Source organism: Polaribacter filamentus, assembly GCF_002943715.1.
Lineage (GTDB): Bacteria > Bacteroidota > Bacteroidia > Flavobacteriales > Flavobacteriaceae > Polaribacter > Polaribacter filamentus.
This window is the reverse complement of the sequence record NZ_MQUA01000014.1, coordinates 216223-232901: the sequence shown is the minus strand read 5'-3', so window position 1 is coordinate 232901 and position 16679 is coordinate 216223. Positions and strand designations below refer to the sequence as shown.

The following is a 16679-nucleotide window of genomic DNA, read 5'->3' as shown; positions in this document are numbered from 1 at the left end:
TTTTTTATGACTTTTTATGCCCAATAAAATGCTCCATCGTTTTATAAATACCTAATACCGTTCCTGCAAACCAATCAAAAACATCTATCGACATAAACCCCTGACCTAGTTTTGTAAGCCTGTATATATAACCAGGAATAGTTACCATTCGCTTCTTTTGCTCTATGGATTTTATGATTGTAAGTGCTGCAACTTCTTGTTCGAGGATTGGTATTTTTGATTTTACACCATCAAACATTCCTGTATTGATATAATATGGCATTATGGTGGTTACATGAACGTTCTTTTTTAGCTGTTTCATTTCTATACGCAAACTATCAGACCAGCCAATTAATGACCATTTACTTGCTGCATACACAGACATTTTTGGGTTTGAAATTAATCCGCCGGAAGATGCTATATTACAAATATGTCCAGAATTTTGGTTGAGCATATCATTCAAAAATTCCTTGGTGATAAACATCGGGGCATTTGCATTTATCTCCATTGTTTTTAAGATATCTAACGTAGTGTGTTCATGAAAATATTTTCCTACAACAATACCTGCATTATTTATAAGTACGTCAACAATGCCTACTTCCTGTTTTACTTGTTGGGCTGTTTTTTCAATTTGATTGATATCCGAAACATCCACAATATATCCAACCACATCACCTCTGCTAGAAAATTCATCCATCGTTTTATCCATTTTTGATTGATCAATATCCCAAATAATTACTTTTGCTTCACGCTCTAATAACAAACGAGCCATGATTTTACCAATACCCAACGCTCCGCCAGTTATTAAAACTGTTTTACCCTTCATTTGTATCATATCAGAAAATTTTGAATCTCATTAGTAATAAACGTAAAAATAAGGCAGAAACAAAATTTTAACGATAACAAATGTTATCAGTTTCAATTAAAGCTATTAAGATGCGTTAATTAAGCGGCTTAAATGAACCGAACTAATATTTAAATACGAAGCAATTACATGTTGTGGTACTCGTTGAAATATTTTAGGAAAACTGCTGGTTAAGTCATTGTAACGCTCAAGAGGATTTTGTGTATACATCGCCTGAATTTTATCATTAAACATAAAGAAATAATCTTCTGCTAAAAGTCTTCCCAACTTTTCGCCGTTTGTAATCATTTTGTAACCACCCAAAATCATATCAAGCGACATAACAAGAACCTGCGTGTCTTCCATCGCCTGAATTGAATAATTTGACAGTATTTCCTTTAAAAAACTTTTGTAATCTGTGGCAAAGGTTTTTTCTAATGCAAAATGAAACATTTTCTCTTCTCCGTTATTATCCACAAAAAATATTCTCAACAATCCCTTATTTATAAAAAAAACCTCTCTACAAATGATACCTTCACTAAGAATAATGCTCTTTTTCTTAATTTCTTTTACTTCTAACATCAAGGAATAACGAGCCCATTCTTCGTCACTAATATCAATATAAGTAGAAATAACTTTATGTATATTTTTGAATTGAGTATCCATTTTGTAACTAATTTTCTGAATATGAAAGTAGCCAAGTTATATTTTTAAAACACTAGAAGCAAATCTAATTATCAAACAAAAAAAAATCCCGAGCAAAAGCTCAAGATTTTTATATTTAAAAAGTCTTGTTTCTAAAAAGAAACTACATTTCTAATGCTTTTTCTGGATTGTTATCCATCAATAATTCCATAGGATTTTCTAATGCTTCTTTAACCGCAACTAAGAAACCAACAGATTCTCTACCATCAACAATTCTGTGATCATAAGACAGCGCAACATACATTATTGGCTGAATTACAACTTGCCCATCAACTGCCATTGGTCTGTTTACAATATTGTGCATCCCTAAAATTCCGCTTTGAGGAGGATTTAAAATTGGTGTTGACAACATAGAACTAAATACACCACCATTGGTAATCGTAAAAGTTCCACCTGTCATTTCATCAATTGTTATTTGTCCGTCTCTAGCTCTTAAAGCCAAACGTTTTACTTCACTTTCTACACCTCTAAAAGATAGGTTTTCAGCATTTCTAATAACAGGAACCATTAATCCTTTAGGACCAGAAACTGCAATAGAAATATCTTGAAAGTCATTACTTATTTGAAAATCTCCATCAATCATGGAGTTTACATCAGGATACATTTTTAATGCTCTCACAACTGCTAATGTAAAGAAAGACATAAAACCTAAACCTACATTGTGTTTTGCTTTAAATGCTTCCTTGTACTCCGTGCGTAAATCAAAAATTGGCTGCATATTTACTTCGTTAAAAGTAGTTAACATTGCCGTTTCGTTTTTTACAGCGACTAAACGTTCCGCAACTTTTCTGCGCAACATAGACATTTTTTTGCGTTCTGTATTTCTAGAACCGTTCGCAGGCTGAGTTCCCATAGAAGGTACTGCGTTTACAGCATCGTCTTTAGTTATTCTACCATCTTTCCCTGTTCCTTTAATTGCTGATGTTTCAATTCCTTTTTCTGCTAATACTTTTTTAGCGGCGGGAGAAGCTGTTCCGGTTGCATACGTTTCCGCCTTTGGTGTTTCCTTAACTTCAACTTTCTTTTCTTCTTTTTTTACTTCCGCTTTTGGCGCATCACCTTCTGGTCTTGCAGCGCTTGTATCAATTAAGCAAACAACCGCACCTACAGCAACAGCGTCACCTTCTTCTGCTTTTAAAGTGATAATTCCACTTTCTTCAGCAGGTAATTCTAACGTTGCTTTGTCAGAATCTAGTTCTGCAATTGGTTGATCTTTTTCAACATAATCTCCATCCTCAACTAACCAAGTTGCAATTTCTACTTCTGTAATTGATTCTCCTGGAGAAGGAACTTTCATTTCTAAAATCATCAGTTCTATATTTTTTTTAATCTAAAATTCTTTTTATTATTTGGGCGTTTTAACAGGCTTTACTCTGTATCTTTTTATTTTTTCTTTTCAATCAAAAACAAAAAGGATGCCGTTTCAATCCTTAACGCTACTTACTCATCAATAAAAACACTATCTATCACAGCTCTATGACGTTTTTTAAATCTTGTGCTAGAGCCTGCGGCAGGAACTGCATAATATTTACGAGAACGAACCGTTAATTTTACCAACTCAAAACGCTGTAGCATAAAACTCCAAGCTCCCATATTTCTTGGTTCTTCTTGTGCCCAAATATATTCTGTAACATTTGGATATCTATCTATTACTTTTTGAATTTTTTCTAAATGTAAAGGGAATAATTGCTCAATTCTTACCAAAGCAATATCTTCTCTTTGTAATTCTTCTCTTTCTGCTAATAAATCATAATAAAATTTACCCATACAAAAAACTAGTTTTGTAACGCCATCTGGCTGCAGGGTATCGTCTATAACTTCTTGGAATTCACCTGTTGCTAAATCTTCAATAGTACTAATTACTTTTGCATGACGTAATAAACTCTTTGGTGTAAAAACGATCAAAGGTTTTCTATAATTACGTTTCATTTGACGACGCAATAAATGATACAAGTTTGCAGGCGTTGTGCAATTTGCAAGCGTCATATTGTCTATTGCACATAATTGTAAATAACGCTCTATTCTTGCCGATGAATGCTCAGAACCTTGCCCTTCATACCCGTGAGGTAATAAAACTACAATTCCGTTTTGCAATTTCCATTTATCTTCTGCAGCAGAAATATACTGGTCAAACATAATTTGAGCTCCGTTCGAAAAATCTCCAAATTGTGCTTCCCAAATTGTTAATGTATTCGGGTTTGCCATTGCATATCCATAATCAAAACCAAGTACACCGTATTCAGACAATAACGAATTGTAAATCGTCATTTGTCCTTTATTATGGGGGTTTGTATTTAATAAATTGATTCTTTCTTCAGTAACCTCATCACGTAAAATAGCATGTCTGTGAGAAAAGGTTCCTCTTTCTACATCTTGTCCAGAAATACGAATATTAAAACCCTCTTCCATTAAAGAGCCGTACGCCAAATTCTCTGCCATACCCCAATCTAGTTGATTGGTTTCAAAAGTCATTTTAGCTCTACCTTCTAAAATACGTTCTGCTTTTTTTACAAATTTTGCGTCTTTAGGAACTGTGGAAACTACTTTTGCTATATTTTTTAATTTATCAAGATCGTATTTTGTATCTTCAGCAAGCATCATTGCATCTAGCTGCTGGCGTTCATAGCCTTTCCAAGTAGATTGCATAAACTCGCTAACTTTTGATTTTTCTACTTTCTTAGCTTCATCAAATTCAACTTCTAACATGTCCTTAAATTCAGCAGTAATTTCATCTACATGAGAATCTGTTATAGTACCTTCTAAAAGTAATTTTTCTGCATAAATATCTTTCGGATTTTTATGTTTTGCAATTGCTTTGTATAATTTTGGTTGTGTAAAACGAGGTTCATCGCCTTCATTATGACCGTATTTTCTATATCCTAATAAGTCAATAAAAACATCAGTTTTAAACTTCATTCTAAACTCTAACGCCATTTCCATTGCATGACAAACCGCTTCTGTATCATCCGCATTTACGTGTAAAACTGGTGACAACGTAACTTTAGCAACGTCTGTACAATAGGTGCTTGAGCGTGCATCTAAATAATTCGTAGTAAATCCTATTTGATTATTTACAACAATATGGATAGTTCCTCCTGTCTTATAACCATTTAATTTCGCCATTTGAACTATTTCATAAGCAATACCTTGCCCTGCAATTGCGGCATCTCCATGAATTATTATCGGTAATATTTTACTAGAGTCGCCATTGTATTTTCTGTCGATTTTTGCTCTCGCAATTCCTTCTGCAACAGCAGCAACAGCCTCTAAATGTGACGGATTTGGAACTAAATTCATTTTAATCTTAGCGCCATTTCTGTAGGTTTTACTTAACGTTAAACCTAAGTGATATTTTACATCACCATCTATATCTTCATCTTCAAAATCTTTTCCTTCAAATTCGCTAAAAAGATCTCTTACTGATTTCTTAAATATATTTACCAATGTATTTAAACGACCTCTATGTGCCATTGCTAAAACACATTCTTTAACACCAAATTTTTCTGCAGCATCTCTTAGCATCACACTAATTCCAGGAATTAATGTTTCTCCGCCTTCTAATGAAAATCGCTTTTGACCTACGTATTTCGTTTGTAAAAAACTCTCAAAAGTAACGGCTTGATTTAGCTTTCCTAAAATATATATTTTGGCTTCCGAATTATATTTTGGATGGTTGTCGTTTTCATTCAAACGATTTTGCCACCATTTCAATTTTTCAGGATTACGCATATACATATATTCAACTCCAATAGAGTCGCAATAAATGCTTTGTAAATGAGTAATGATGTCAGAAAGTTTAACTCTACCAAGGCCTAAAACATCACCAGCAGAAAATTCTTTGTCTAGATCTGCTTCAGACAAGCCAAAGTTTTCGAGATCTAAACTTGGATAATATTGTCTTCTTTCTCTTACCGGATTTGTTTTAGTAAACAAATGACCACGAGTTCTGTATCCATTTATAAGATCTACCACTAAAAATTCCTTTTTAACTTCTTGCGGAATTTCTATAGAATCGTCTTCTTCTTTTAAAGAATATTTTTCATTTGCTAAATCATATCCTTGAAAAAAACTCCTCCAACTTGGTTCTACCGAATCTGGATGTATGAGATACTGATCGTATAAATCGGCTATGAAGCCAGTATGTGCTGCGTTTAAGAACGAAAATTTGTCCATATAATAGTTTGCGCTTCTATTAGAAGCATATTATTCGGACAAAAATACGAATTTTAGTAATAAGGACTTATTTATAATTATTAAAATTTTATTGAAAAAAGTTTAAAAAGTATTTGGCAATGTTCCAAAAAAATTTATATTTGCACTCGCTAAACACAAACCATAAAAATTTGTGTGGCAAACTCCTTCTTAGCTCAGTTGGTTAGAGCATCTGACTGTTAATCAGAGGGTCCTTGGTTCGAGCCCAAGAGAGGGAGCAAAACGAGTCTTAACATTAATTTGTTAAGGCTTTTTTGTTTTTAAGAAAGTAGTAAAGGTTTCAAGACATTCAGTCTTGGAACCTTTTTTATGCAGAGAAAATTTGCACATTAATAGTCAAAATTAATCACAACGCATAGGGTTTAAATGTTTGATGGTGCGCGTACAAACGGGGTAACCTACTCATATACAGAACGTACTATTTATTCTATGAATCATTCTTTTTATAAATAAAATATACCAGTTATTATTTTTTATATTTACATTAACACCATAATTAAAAAAGTCACCTTATTTTTCCGCATTAATTTGTGATGTTTCTATTCTGACTTTTAAATGAATCAACATATTACGATTTTAACATTTCCAAGGAAGAAATGATGATTAAGGTGAAGCATTATATCTACAGTCAACCAGATAATCCCAAGTTTTATGTACTTTCCTGAAATAGGTTGACTAAAAATTAAACACTTAATTATAGTCACTTATGAAAACACAAAATGAACACTGCCGAAAAAAAACTTACGAAAAAGTAACTTTAGAGCTTAAATTATTCGTTGTTGACCAAATTCAAAATGGTCAGATCTCAACCAACTTCGCTTCTAAAAAATATGATATACCTAGAACTACTATTGGCTATTGGATTAAAAAATATAGTACTTTAGTGCAACAAAATACAGGAATGAGTAAACTAGACGAAATAAAAAATTAAAAGATCGTATTAAAGCATTGGAGTTTATCAAAGACTTTCAGCAAGATATTATTGCCGATATGGAGATCATTACAGGTGTCGATTTATCAAAAAAGTCGCTGCCCAAAATAGTAGCAAAAGAGATAGCACTAAAAAAGAAAAACCGTTTAAAAGAAAATGGTTCTATGAATGTTTTGGGATTAGTAAACAAGCCTTCTACAAAAGACTTAAAGCACAAGAAAACAAACAACTAAACGATGAGAAAATTATCATAATGATTCAAGATTATCGTAAAGTAGTTGCACAGAGAACTGGTGGAATTAAGCGCTATGCAGAACTTAAACAAGGTTTTATAAATCAGGAAATTAAAATAGGAAGAGACAAATTTTATGACGTTTTAAGACTTCATAATTTACTGGTACCCAAACTCAAAAACTACATTACAACAACAAATTGCAATCATCAATTTAGAAAATATAAAAACCTAATTAAAGACCAAGTACCCAATAGATCAGAACAACTCTGGGTAAGCGATATAACATACATTAAAACCGACAATGGACATAATTATTTAGCAATTGTTACAGACGCTTATTCTAAGCAAATTATGGGGTATAAACTAGATAACAATATAAAGACATCACTTTGCACAGAAGCACTGGAAATGGCTATTAAAAATAGAAAATACCGCGACAAAAGACTCATACATCATTCTGATAGAGGTTCTCAATACTGTAATCCTAAATATACAGCCTTTGCAGAAGAAAATGGCATCATGATAAGTATAACTGAACAATATGACCCGTATGAAAATGCAATTGCAGAGCGAATTAATAGAACTTTAAAATATGAATATGGACTTAGAAACTGTATTAAAAACACTAACATTGCTCAAGAAGTCACGAAACAAGTAGTATATATTTACAACAATTTAAGAACCCTTTTTAGCCTCGGTTTAAGAAAACCTGCCGAAGTCCATTTGAATCCGAATATTAAGTATAAGTCATATCGGAAAAATAAACTAAATTTCGGTAAAAATTGAAATTAATATAAAAAAAAGGTCAACCTATATCAGTATAATACAGTAGCCTTCGTAGATGGGAAAGCTACTTTTATTAGCTATTTCTATTTAAAACTGAAATTTAATCATTATTTCCATTGATCCATTATCATTTACTTGATTAAATTTTGAGATTGTAAAGTCATAAGCTGTACCAAATTGAATGTTCTCTACAATGTTAAACATGGTAAATATTGAATACATTTCATCAATTCTATAATTCATTCCAGCTTGAATGGTATTGTATTTAACAGTCGCATTGATATCTGTAGATGGTGGAGCTCCTTCTGTATTTCTGTGCATAATTCCTGGAGTGACTCTTAGGTTGTCTGAAACATCAAAATGATATCCAAAGCCATAATACATATGTAAATTGTCTACTGCTGCCCTTGGAACGTTTCCTTGTTTTTCATATCTCTTTCCGTTTAAAAAATTAGGAGAAGAGATACTTAAGTAAAAGTCATCATGTCTTAAATACATTCCTGCTCCAAACTGTGGATTCAAAAAACTTTCATTCCTTGCAAACAAAGGATCTTCAACACTAGAACCTGCATTGGTCAAATCAATATTTATAATAGAAGCGCCTCCTTTTACACCAAAGTATAAATCATGGGTTTCAGAAATTTTTAGTTTATACGAAATATCTAAGGCAATATCTGTCTCGTTCAATACAAATACTTGATCTCTAACAACAGAAATCCCAAGCCCTAAATTGTTTTCTAAAGGGGTTGTGTAGTTTAAGATTTGCGTATTTGGGGCTTCACTAATACCAACCCATTGACTTCGGTAACCAATGTTAATTTCTTTGATATCCAAACTTCCTGCATAGGCAGGATTGATGATGTTCATGTTAAAGTTATACAAGGTGAAATTTGGATCTTGCTGCGCTGAACTATTTTGTACAGTACAAATAGCAATTAGGATCGATATATATATAAATTTTTTCATGTTTTCTATGTTTAAAAATTTGTTGCAATTCATTTTTAATAATTAATAATTGATATATATCCATCCTTTGGCTGGTTTGGCTTCAGGAGTATTAAATTCTACTATAAAGTAATAAGCTCCCACAGGTAATTTTCTGGTCGAGTTTATTTTGTTAGAAAAACCATCAAAAGTATTGTTATAGCCTTTCATTTCATAGACTTCTTTTCCAGATCTGTTATAAATACGAACTACATTATTTGGATATAATTGAATGTTCTCAATTCCCCAAGTATCATTAATACCATCTCCATTTGGAGAGATCCCATATTTTTTTTTCATCACAATGCTTCCTTGACAGCTCGCATTATCGGTGTCAAAATAATTTAAAATTCCGTCATTGTCACAATCTTCTTGCGCATCTCCAATTCCATTATTATTGGTATCCGCTTGGTCAGGGTTTGGTAAATAACTATTGTCATCAGCATCTAATACTCCATCATTATCATCATCGTCATCACAGAAATCTTGAATTCCATCTTCATCAAAATCTTTGGTATCAATTATAATGATAAAAGTTGCAGACATTTTACTTTTATTTGTAGAGGTATCTGTCGAAGTTGCCGTAATATTGTAAACACCATCATCAAGAACTGTACTGGAATGATCAAAAATCCAATTACCCGTGTTATCAGCAGTTGTAGTTCCTACAGAAACAATACTTACAAATACTTCGACCGTTGTTCCAGGTTCAGCAGAACCATTAAATACTAAAGTGTTATCACCAGTATTTCTTGTAATCGATGAACAAGTATAGGTGTCAATACCAAGAATGACTGGAACAATAGGACTTGTAGCGTCATATAACGTGCTAAATTGTGCAGCAGCTGTGTTTCCGTTCGTAGCAGTATCATTTGCTACATCAGCAGCAACATCAACCGTTACAATTCCGTCAGCAGTTGGTGTAATCAGGGCTGTGTAAACTGAACTACTAGTGGTAGTAAAGTTAGAAGCTGTTGCATTGCCCAAAGTAATATCTCCAATCACAAAATCGGTAACGTCTTCACTAAAAGTAAAGGTCGTTGTAAATGTGCTATTTGTTGGATTTGCAACCGGACTTGTAATTGTTACCGTCGGGCTTGTAGCGTCATATAACGTGCTAAATTGTGTAGCAGCTGTGTTTCCATTGGTTGCTGTATCATTTGCTACATCAGCAGCAACATCAACCGTTACAATTCCATCAGCAGTTGGTGTAATTAGGGCTGTGTACACCGAACTACTAGTTGCAGTAAAGTTTGAAGCAGCTCCATTTGTTAAAGTAATATCTCCAATCACAAAACCGGTAACGTCTTCACTAAAAGTAAAGGTCGTTGTAAATGTGCTATTTGTTGGATTTGCAACCGGACTTGTAATTGTTACCGTCGGACTTGTAGCGTCATATAACGTGCTAAATTGTGTGGCAGCTGTGTTTCCGCTCGCAGCAGCATCATTTGCTACATCAGCAGCAACATCAACCGTTACAATTCCGTCAGCAGTTGGTGTGATTAATGCTGTGTACACCGAACTACTAGTGGTAGTAAAGTTAGAAGCTGTTGCATTGCCCAAAGTAATATCTCCAATCACAAAATCGGTAACGTCTTCACTAAAAGTAAAGGTCGTTGTAAATGTGCTATTTGTTGGATTTGCAACCGGGCTTGTAATCGTTACCGTCGGGCTTGTAGCGTCATATAACGTGCTAAATTGTGTAGCAGCTGTGTTTCCGTTCGTAGCAGTATCATTTGCTACATCAGCAGCAACATCAACCGTTACAATTCCATCAGCAGTTGGTGTGATTAATGCTGTGTACACCGAACTACTAGTTGCAGTAAAGTTTGAAGCAGCTCCATTTGTTAAAGTAATATCTCCAATCACAAAATCGGTAACGTCTTCACTAAAAGTAAAGGTAGTTGTAAATGTGCTATTTGTTGGATTTGCAACCGGACTTGTAATTGTTACCGTCGGACTTGTAGCGTCATATAACGTGCTAAATTGTGTAGCAGCTGTGTTTCCGTTCGTAGCAGTATCATTTGCTACATCAGCAGCAACATCAACCGTTACAATTCCATCAGCAGTTGGTGTAATTAGGGCTGTGTAAACTGAACTACTAGTTGCAGTAAAGTTTGAAGCAGCTCCATTTGTTAAAGTAATATCTCCAATCACAAAACCGGTAACGTCTTCACTAAAAGTAAAGGTCGTTGTAAATGTGCTATTTGTTGGATTTGCAACCGGACTTGTAATTGTTACCGTCGGACTTGTAGCGTCATATAACGTGCTAAATTGTGTGGCAGCTGTGTTTCCATTGGTTGCTGTATCATTTGCTACATCAGCAGCAACATCAACCGTTACAATTCCGTCAGCAGTTGGTGTGATTAGGGCTGTGTACACCGAACTACTAGTGGTAGTAAAGTTAGAAGCTGTTGCATTGCCCAAAGTAATATCTCCAATCACAAAATCGGTAACGTCTTCACTAAAAGTAAAGGTCGTTGTAAATGTGCTATTTGTTGGATTTGCAACCGGACTTGTAATTGTTACCGTCGGACTTGTAGCGTCATATAACGTGCTAAACTGTGTAGCAGCTGTGTTTCCGTTCGTAGCAGTATCATTTGCTACATCAGCAGCAACATCAACCGTTACAATTCCATCAGCAGTTGGTGTAATTAGGGCTGTGTACACCGAACTACTAGTTGCAGTAAAGTTTGAAGCAGCTCCATTTGTTAAAGTAATATCTCCAATCACAAAACTTGTAACGTCTTCACTAAAAGTAAAGGTCGTTGTAAATGCAGTATTTGTTGGATTTGCAACCGGACTTGTAATCGTTACCGTCGGGCTTGTAGCATCATAGGTTGTACTAAACTGAGTTGCAGCTGTATTTCCATTGGTTGCTGTATCATTTGCTACATCAGCAGCAATATCAACCGTTACAATTCCATCAGCAGTTGGTGTAATTAGGGCTGTGTAAACTGAACTACTAGTTGCAGTAAAGTTTGAAGCAGCTCCATTTGTTAAAGTAATATCTCCAATCACAAAATCGGTAACGTCTTCACTAAAAGTAAAGGTCGTTGTAAATGCAGTATTTGTTGGATTTGCAACCGGACTTGTAATCGTTACCGTCGGGCTTGTAGCGTCATATAACGTGCTAAATTGTGTAGCAGCTGTGTTTCCGTTCGTAGCAGTATCATTTGCTACATCAGCAGCAACATCAACCGTTACAATTCCATCAGCAGTTGGTGTAATTAATGCTGTGTAAACTGAACTACTAGTTGTAGTAAAGTTTGAAGCAGCTCCATTTGTTAAAGTAATATCTCCAATCACAAAACTTGTAACGTCTTCACTAAAAGTAAAGGTCGTTGTAAATGTGCTATTTGTTGGATTTGCAACCGGACTTGTAATTGTTACCGTCGGGCTTGTAGCATCATAGGTTGTACTAAACTGAGTTGCAGCGGTGTTTCCGTTTGAAGCAGCATCATTTGCTACATCAGCAGCAACATCAACCGTTACAGTTCCATCAGCAGTTGGTGTAATCAGGGCTGTGTAAACTGAACTACTAGTGGTAGTAAAGTTAGAAGCTGTTGCATTTGTTAAAGTAATATCTCCAATCACAAAATCGGTAACGTCTTCACTAAAAGTAAAGGTCGTTGTAAATGTGCTATTTGTTGGATTTGCAACCGGGCTTGTAATCGTTACCGTCGGGCTTGTAGCGTCATATAACGTGCTAAATTGTGTAGCAGCTGTGTTTCCGTTCGTAGCAGTATCATTTGCTACATCAGCAGCAACATCAACCGTTACAATTCCATCAGCAGTTGGTGTGATTAATGCTGTGTACACCGAACTACTAGTTGCAGTAAAGTTTGAAGCAGCTCCATTTGTTAAAGTAATATCTCCAATCACAAAATCGGTAACGTCTTCACTAAAAGTAAAGGTAGTTGTAAATGTGCTATTTGTTGGATTTGCAACCGGACTTGTAATTGTTACCGTCGGACTTGTAGCGTCATATAACGTGCTAAATTGTGTAGCAGCTGTGTTTCCGTTCGTAGCAGTATCATTTGCTACATCAGCAGCAACATCAACCGTTACAATTCCATCAGCAGTTGGTGTAATTAGGGCTGTGTAAACTGAACTACTAGTTGCAGTAAAGTTTGAAGCAGCTCCATTTGTTAAAGTAATATCTCCAATCACAAAACCGGTAACGTCTTCACTAAAAGTAAAGGTCGTTGTAAATGCAGTATTTGTTGGATTTGCAACCGGACTTGTAATCGTTACCGTCGGGCTTGTAGCGTCATATAACGTGCTAAATTGTGTAGCAGCTGTGTTTCCGTTCGTAGCAGTATCATTTGCTACATCAGCAGCAACATCAACCGTTACAATTCCATCAGCAGTTGGTGTAATTAGGGCTGTGTACACCGAACTACTAGTTGCAGTAAAGTTTGAAGCAGCTCCATTTGTTAAAGTAATATCTCCAATCACAAAACTTGTAACGTCTTCACTAAAAGTAAAGGTCGTTGTAAATGCAGTATTTGTTGGATTTGCAACCGGACTTGTAATCGTTACCGTCGGGCTTGTAGCATCATAGGTTGTACTAAACTGAGTTGCAGCTGTATTTCCATTGGTTGCTGTATCATTTGCTACATCAGCAGCAATATCAACCGTTACAATTCCATCAGCAGTTGGTGTAATCAGGGCTGTGTAAACTGAACTACTAGTTGCAGTAAAGTTTGAAGCAGCTCCATTTGTTAAAGTAATATCTCCAATCACAAAATCGGTAACGTCTTCACTAAAAGTAAAGGTCGTTGTAAATGTGCTATTTGTTGGATTTGCAACCGGACTTGTAATTGTTACCGTCGGGCTTGTAGCGTCATATAACGTGCTAAATTGTGTAGCAGCTGTGTTTCCGTTTGAAGCAGTGTCATTTGCTACATCAGCAGCAACATCAACCGTTACAATTCCATCAGCAGTTGGTGTAATTAGGGCTGTGTAAACTGAACTACTAGTTGCAGTAAAGTTTGAAGCAGCTCCATTTGTTAAAGTAATATCTCCAATCACAAAACCGGTAACGTCTTCACTAAAAGTAAAGGTCGTTGTAAATGTGCTATTTGTTGGATTTGCAACCGGACTTGTAATTGTTACCGTCGGACTTGTAGCGTCATATAACGTGCTAAATTGTGTGGCAGCTGTGTTTCCGCTCGCAGCAGCATCATTTGCTACATCAGCAGCAACATCAACCGTTACAATTCCGTCAGCAGTTGGTGTGATTAATGCTGTGTACACCGAACTACTAGTGGTAGTAAAGTTAGAAGCTGTTGCATTGCCCAAAGTAATATCTCCAATCACAAAACTTGTAACGTCTTCACTAAAAGTAAAGGTCGTTGTAAATGCAGTATTTGTTGGATTTGCAACCGGACTTGTAATTGTTACCGTCGGGCTTGTAGCGTCATATAACGTGCTAAATTGTGTAGCAGCTGTGTTTCCGTTCGTAGCAGTATCATTTGCTACATCAGCAGCAACATCAACCGTTACAATTCCATCAGCAGTTGGTGTAATTAATGCTGTGTAAACTGAACTACTAGTTGTAGTAAAGTTTGAAGCAGCTCCATTTGTTAAAGTAATATCTCCAATCACAAAACTTGTAACGTCTTCACTAAAAGTAAAGGTCGTTGTAAATGTGCTATTTGTTGGATTTGCAACCGGACTTGTAATTGTTACCGTCGGACTTGTAGCGTCATATAACGTGCTAAATTGTGTAGCAGCTGTGTTTCCGTTCGTAGCAGTATCATTTGATACATCGGCCGCAATATCTACCGTTACAGTTCCATCAGCAGTTGGTGTGATTAATGCTGTGTACACCGAACTACTAGTGGTAGTAAAGTTTGAAGCTGTTGCATTGCCCAAAGTAATGTCTCCAATCACAAAATCGGTAACGTCTTCACTAAAAGTAAAGGTGGTTGTAAATGTGCTATTTGTACGATTTGCAACCGGACTTGTAATCGTTACCGTCGGACTTGTCGCATCATAGGTTGTACTAAACTGAGTTGCAACCGTGTTTCCGTTTGTCGCAGCATCATTTGCTACATCAGCAGCAATATCAACCGTTACAATTCCATCAGCAGTTGGTGTGATCAGCGCTGTGTACACCGAACTACTAGTGGTAGTAAAGTTTGAAGCTATTGCATTGCCCAAAGTAATATCTCCAATAACAAATCCTGTAACGTCTTCACTAAAAGTAAAGGTCGTTGTAAATGTGCTATTTGTTGGATTTGCAACCGGACTTGTAATCGTTACCGTCGGACTTGTAGCGTCATATAACGTGCTAAATTGTGCAGCAGCTGTGTTTCCGTTCGTAGCAGTATCATTTGCTACATCAGCAGCAACATCAACCGTTACAATTCCATCAGCAGTTGGTGTAATCAGGGCTGTGTAAACCGAACTACTAGTTGCAGTAAAGTTTGAAGCAGCTCCATTTGTTAAAGTAATATCTCCAATCACAAAACCGGTAACGTCTTCACTAAAAGTAAAGGTCGTTGTAAATGTGCTATTTGTTGGATTTGCAACCGGACTTGTGATTGTTACTGTAGGCGGTGTATCTGGAGTAATATCTGCCGATAGTATTGGTTGCGATAAACTATACTTGTATGCATCAACTCCTGAAATCGTATAGCCAGTAGTATTCATTGTAATTCCTGTTCCTATATTAGCAGAAGTAAAAGTAAATACTGGAGAACCTCCAAGAGCAACATCATCTCCACTAATAACACCAGATAAGGCAGCTGTTCCAGTAGCTGTTCCAGCTGTTGTGCCATTATACTCTTTATCTACTCCTGTAAGACCTGTGATGGTTAGGGGGAGTGAAGAAGTTGTGAAATTTGAAGTGCTAATTGAAGAAAATTCAAGCCCTCCATTATCCCACTCTGTAACGGCATATATATCGTAGTTTGTGTTGTGTCTAAGTCCTGTTAAATTGTATACTGTATTCACACTGGCAGTTGTGGTAGCATTACCACTTGTCACAATTATGCCCCCTGTATAATCTACCCCTGCTTTTATTTGAGCATCAGTTGGTGCTGTTGAACCTTCTGCAACAACCGTATAATAACTTGTGCCATTTTGTGAAAAAGAGTAGGTGTAATCTGCTGTAGTATATGAAATATTACCAACTGCTGCTGATGCTGCAGCTACATCAGTAATAATATCATCTATCTCTGCTAATGTTCCTGAGGCATAATACCAGTCTAATTCGTCACTCTCTCCTGATGCTAAATCATTAAATCGAACATACATAGCGTAAGATCCGTCACCTGTCTCGGTAATAGCGTTTGTAGCTGGATCTTTATCAGTCGCATTACTAAAAGGACCATAATGTGCTATAGTGGTATAAGCTCTATTTGAATTACTATAAACTAAAATAGCCTCATCAGCTGTTAAAACTTTAATTGCTTTTGCTTGCTCATTAGTGGCTCCTATCATTTGAAAAGCACCATCTACCAAATTACCTCTTTCTTTTGTTGGGCTATCTGTATTTCCAACCCAGTCGTCACGAGTACCTACCCATAATCTAACATTTGATGCATCTACACCACTAACATTGGTTATTTTAACATTAATTTGAAAAAAGCCTTCTGATGATCCTAAGGAATATGTATTTTGAATTAAAAACAATTTTCCATCAACAGTAATATTCCCTGTAAATTTAATTGTTCCATAACCTTCACCAGTACCTGCATTTGTTGTTGTAAATCCTGAATAATCATAAACAATATTTGAAACTGTAGGATTATCTTGTTTACTTCCATTGATATTCCAGTCATTTACTCCATCTCCTCCAACACCCCATCTTATGTCTAATGGGTAATTACTATATGTTAATTGACGCCATGCATTACTATCTGAACTATAATAAAATGGTTGTTGCATGTTCCCTGAGCTATTGATTGAGTTTTCAATCCCATCACCAACTCTTCTAGAGCCATTATTCATAACAACATTTTGAGCAACTGCAAATTCTACAATAAATA

Annotated in this window: 8 protein-coding genes and 1 tRNA gene; 3 read left to right on the top strand and 6 right to left on the bottom strand. The window is 35.6% G+C overall.

The features are described 5' to 3' along the window. Nucleotides 1–4: 4 nt before the first annotated feature. From BST83_RS17720 to BST83_RS17705, 4 genes are all read right to left on the bottom strand, one after another. Nucleotides 5–814 (bottom strand): SDR family oxidoreductase, encoded by an 810-nt coding sequence (locus BST83_RS17720; RefSeq protein ID WP_104811084.1) that lies wholly within the window; start codon nucleotides 812–814, stop codon nucleotides 5–7. A gap of 96 nt (nucleotides 815–910) precedes the next feature. After that, a complete protein-coding gene (locus BST83_RS17715) occupies nucleotides 911–1489 on the bottom strand; it encodes a Crp/Fnr family transcriptional regulator (protein WP_104811083.1) in 579 nt (192 codons plus the stop codon). A 142-nt stretch (nucleotides 1490–1631) separates the two neighbouring features. Then, nucleotides 1632–2837 (bottom strand): 2-oxoglutarate dehydrogenase complex dihydrolipoyllysine-residue succinyltransferase, encoded by a 1206-nt coding sequence (gene odhB / locus BST83_RS17710; RefSeq protein ID WP_205853618.1) that lies wholly within the window; start codon nucleotides 2835–2837, stop codon nucleotides 1632–1634. A gap of 131 nt (nucleotides 2838–2968) precedes the next feature. Then, nucleotides 2969–5701 (bottom strand): 2-oxoglutarate dehydrogenase E1 component, encoded by a 2733-nt coding sequence (locus BST83_RS17705; protein WP_104811081.1) that lies wholly within the window; start codon nucleotides 5699–5701, stop codon nucleotides 2969–2971. 183 nt (nucleotides 5702–5884) lie between these two features. On the opposite strand from BST83_RS17705, the gene BST83_RS17700 reads away from it, so the two are divergent. The 3 genes from BST83_RS17700 to BST83_RS17690 all read left to right on the top strand — a co-directional run bounded on the left by BST83_RS17700 (nucleotide 5885) and on the right by BST83_RS17690 (nucleotide 7692). Next, nucleotides 5885–5958, top strand: a tRNA-Asn gene (locus tag BST83_RS17700). A gap of 488 nt (nucleotides 5959–6446) precedes the next feature. After that, nucleotides 6447–6671, top strand: a complete 225-nt coding sequence (locus BST83_RS17695; protein ID WP_104811080.1) for a helix-turn-helix domain-containing protein — start codon at nucleotides 6447–6449, stop codon at nucleotides 6669–6671. 16 nt (nucleotides 6672–6687) lie between these two features. Next, the gene (locus BST83_RS17690) at nucleotides 6688–7692 is read left to right on the top strand and encodes an IS3 family transposase (protein ID WP_104811079.1); all 1005 of its coding nucleotides are present in this window, start codon (nucleotides 6688–6690) and stop codon (nucleotides 7690–7692) included. 87 nt (nucleotides 7693–7779) lie between these two features. Here the strand turns inward: BST83_RS17690 and BST83_RS17685 are convergent, their stop codons facing one another. After that, nucleotides 7780–8658, bottom strand: a complete 879-nt coding sequence (locus tag BST83_RS17685; protein WP_170062820.1) for a PorP/SprF family type IX secretion system membrane protein — start codon at nucleotides 8656–8658, stop codon at nucleotides 7780–7782. Between the two features lie 42 nt (nucleotides 8659–8700). Beyond that, nucleotides 8701–16641: an Ig-like domain-containing protein gene (locus BST83_RS17680; RefSeq protein WP_104811077.1), complete on the bottom strand. Its 7941-nt coding sequence runs from the start codon at nucleotides 16639–16641 to the stop codon at nucleotides 8701–8703. Nucleotides 16642–16679: the final 38 nt, after the last annotated feature.

Bases quoted from the DNA above. Each gene is read 5' to 3' on its own strand.
- BST83_RS17720 (WP_104811084.1), bottom strand. From the start codon at position 814: ATGATACAAATGAAGGGTAAAACAGTTTTAATAACTGGCGGAGCGTTG.
- BST83_RS17715 (WP_104811083.1), bottom strand. From the start codon at position 1,489: ATGGATACTCAATTCAAAAATATACATAAAGTTATTTCTACTTATATT.
- odhB (WP_205853618.1), bottom strand. From the start codon at position 2,837: ATGATTTTAGAAATGAAAGTTCCTTCTCCAGGAGAATCAATTACAGAA.
- BST83_RS17705 (WP_104811081.1), bottom strand. From the start codon at position 5,701: ATGGACAAATTTTCGTTCTTAAACGCAGCACATACTGGCTTCATAGCC.
- BST83_RS17695 (WP_104811080.1), top strand. From the start codon at position 6,447: ATGAAAACACAAAATGAACACTGCCGAAAAAAAACTTACGAAAAAGTA.
- BST83_RS17685 (WP_170062820.1), bottom strand. From the start codon at position 8,658: ATGAAAAAATTTATATATATATCGATCCTAATTGCTATTTGTACTGTA.
- BST83_RS17680 (WP_104811077.1), bottom strand. From the start codon at position 16,641: ATGAATAATGGCTCTAGAAGAGTTGGTGATGGGATTGAAAACTCAATC.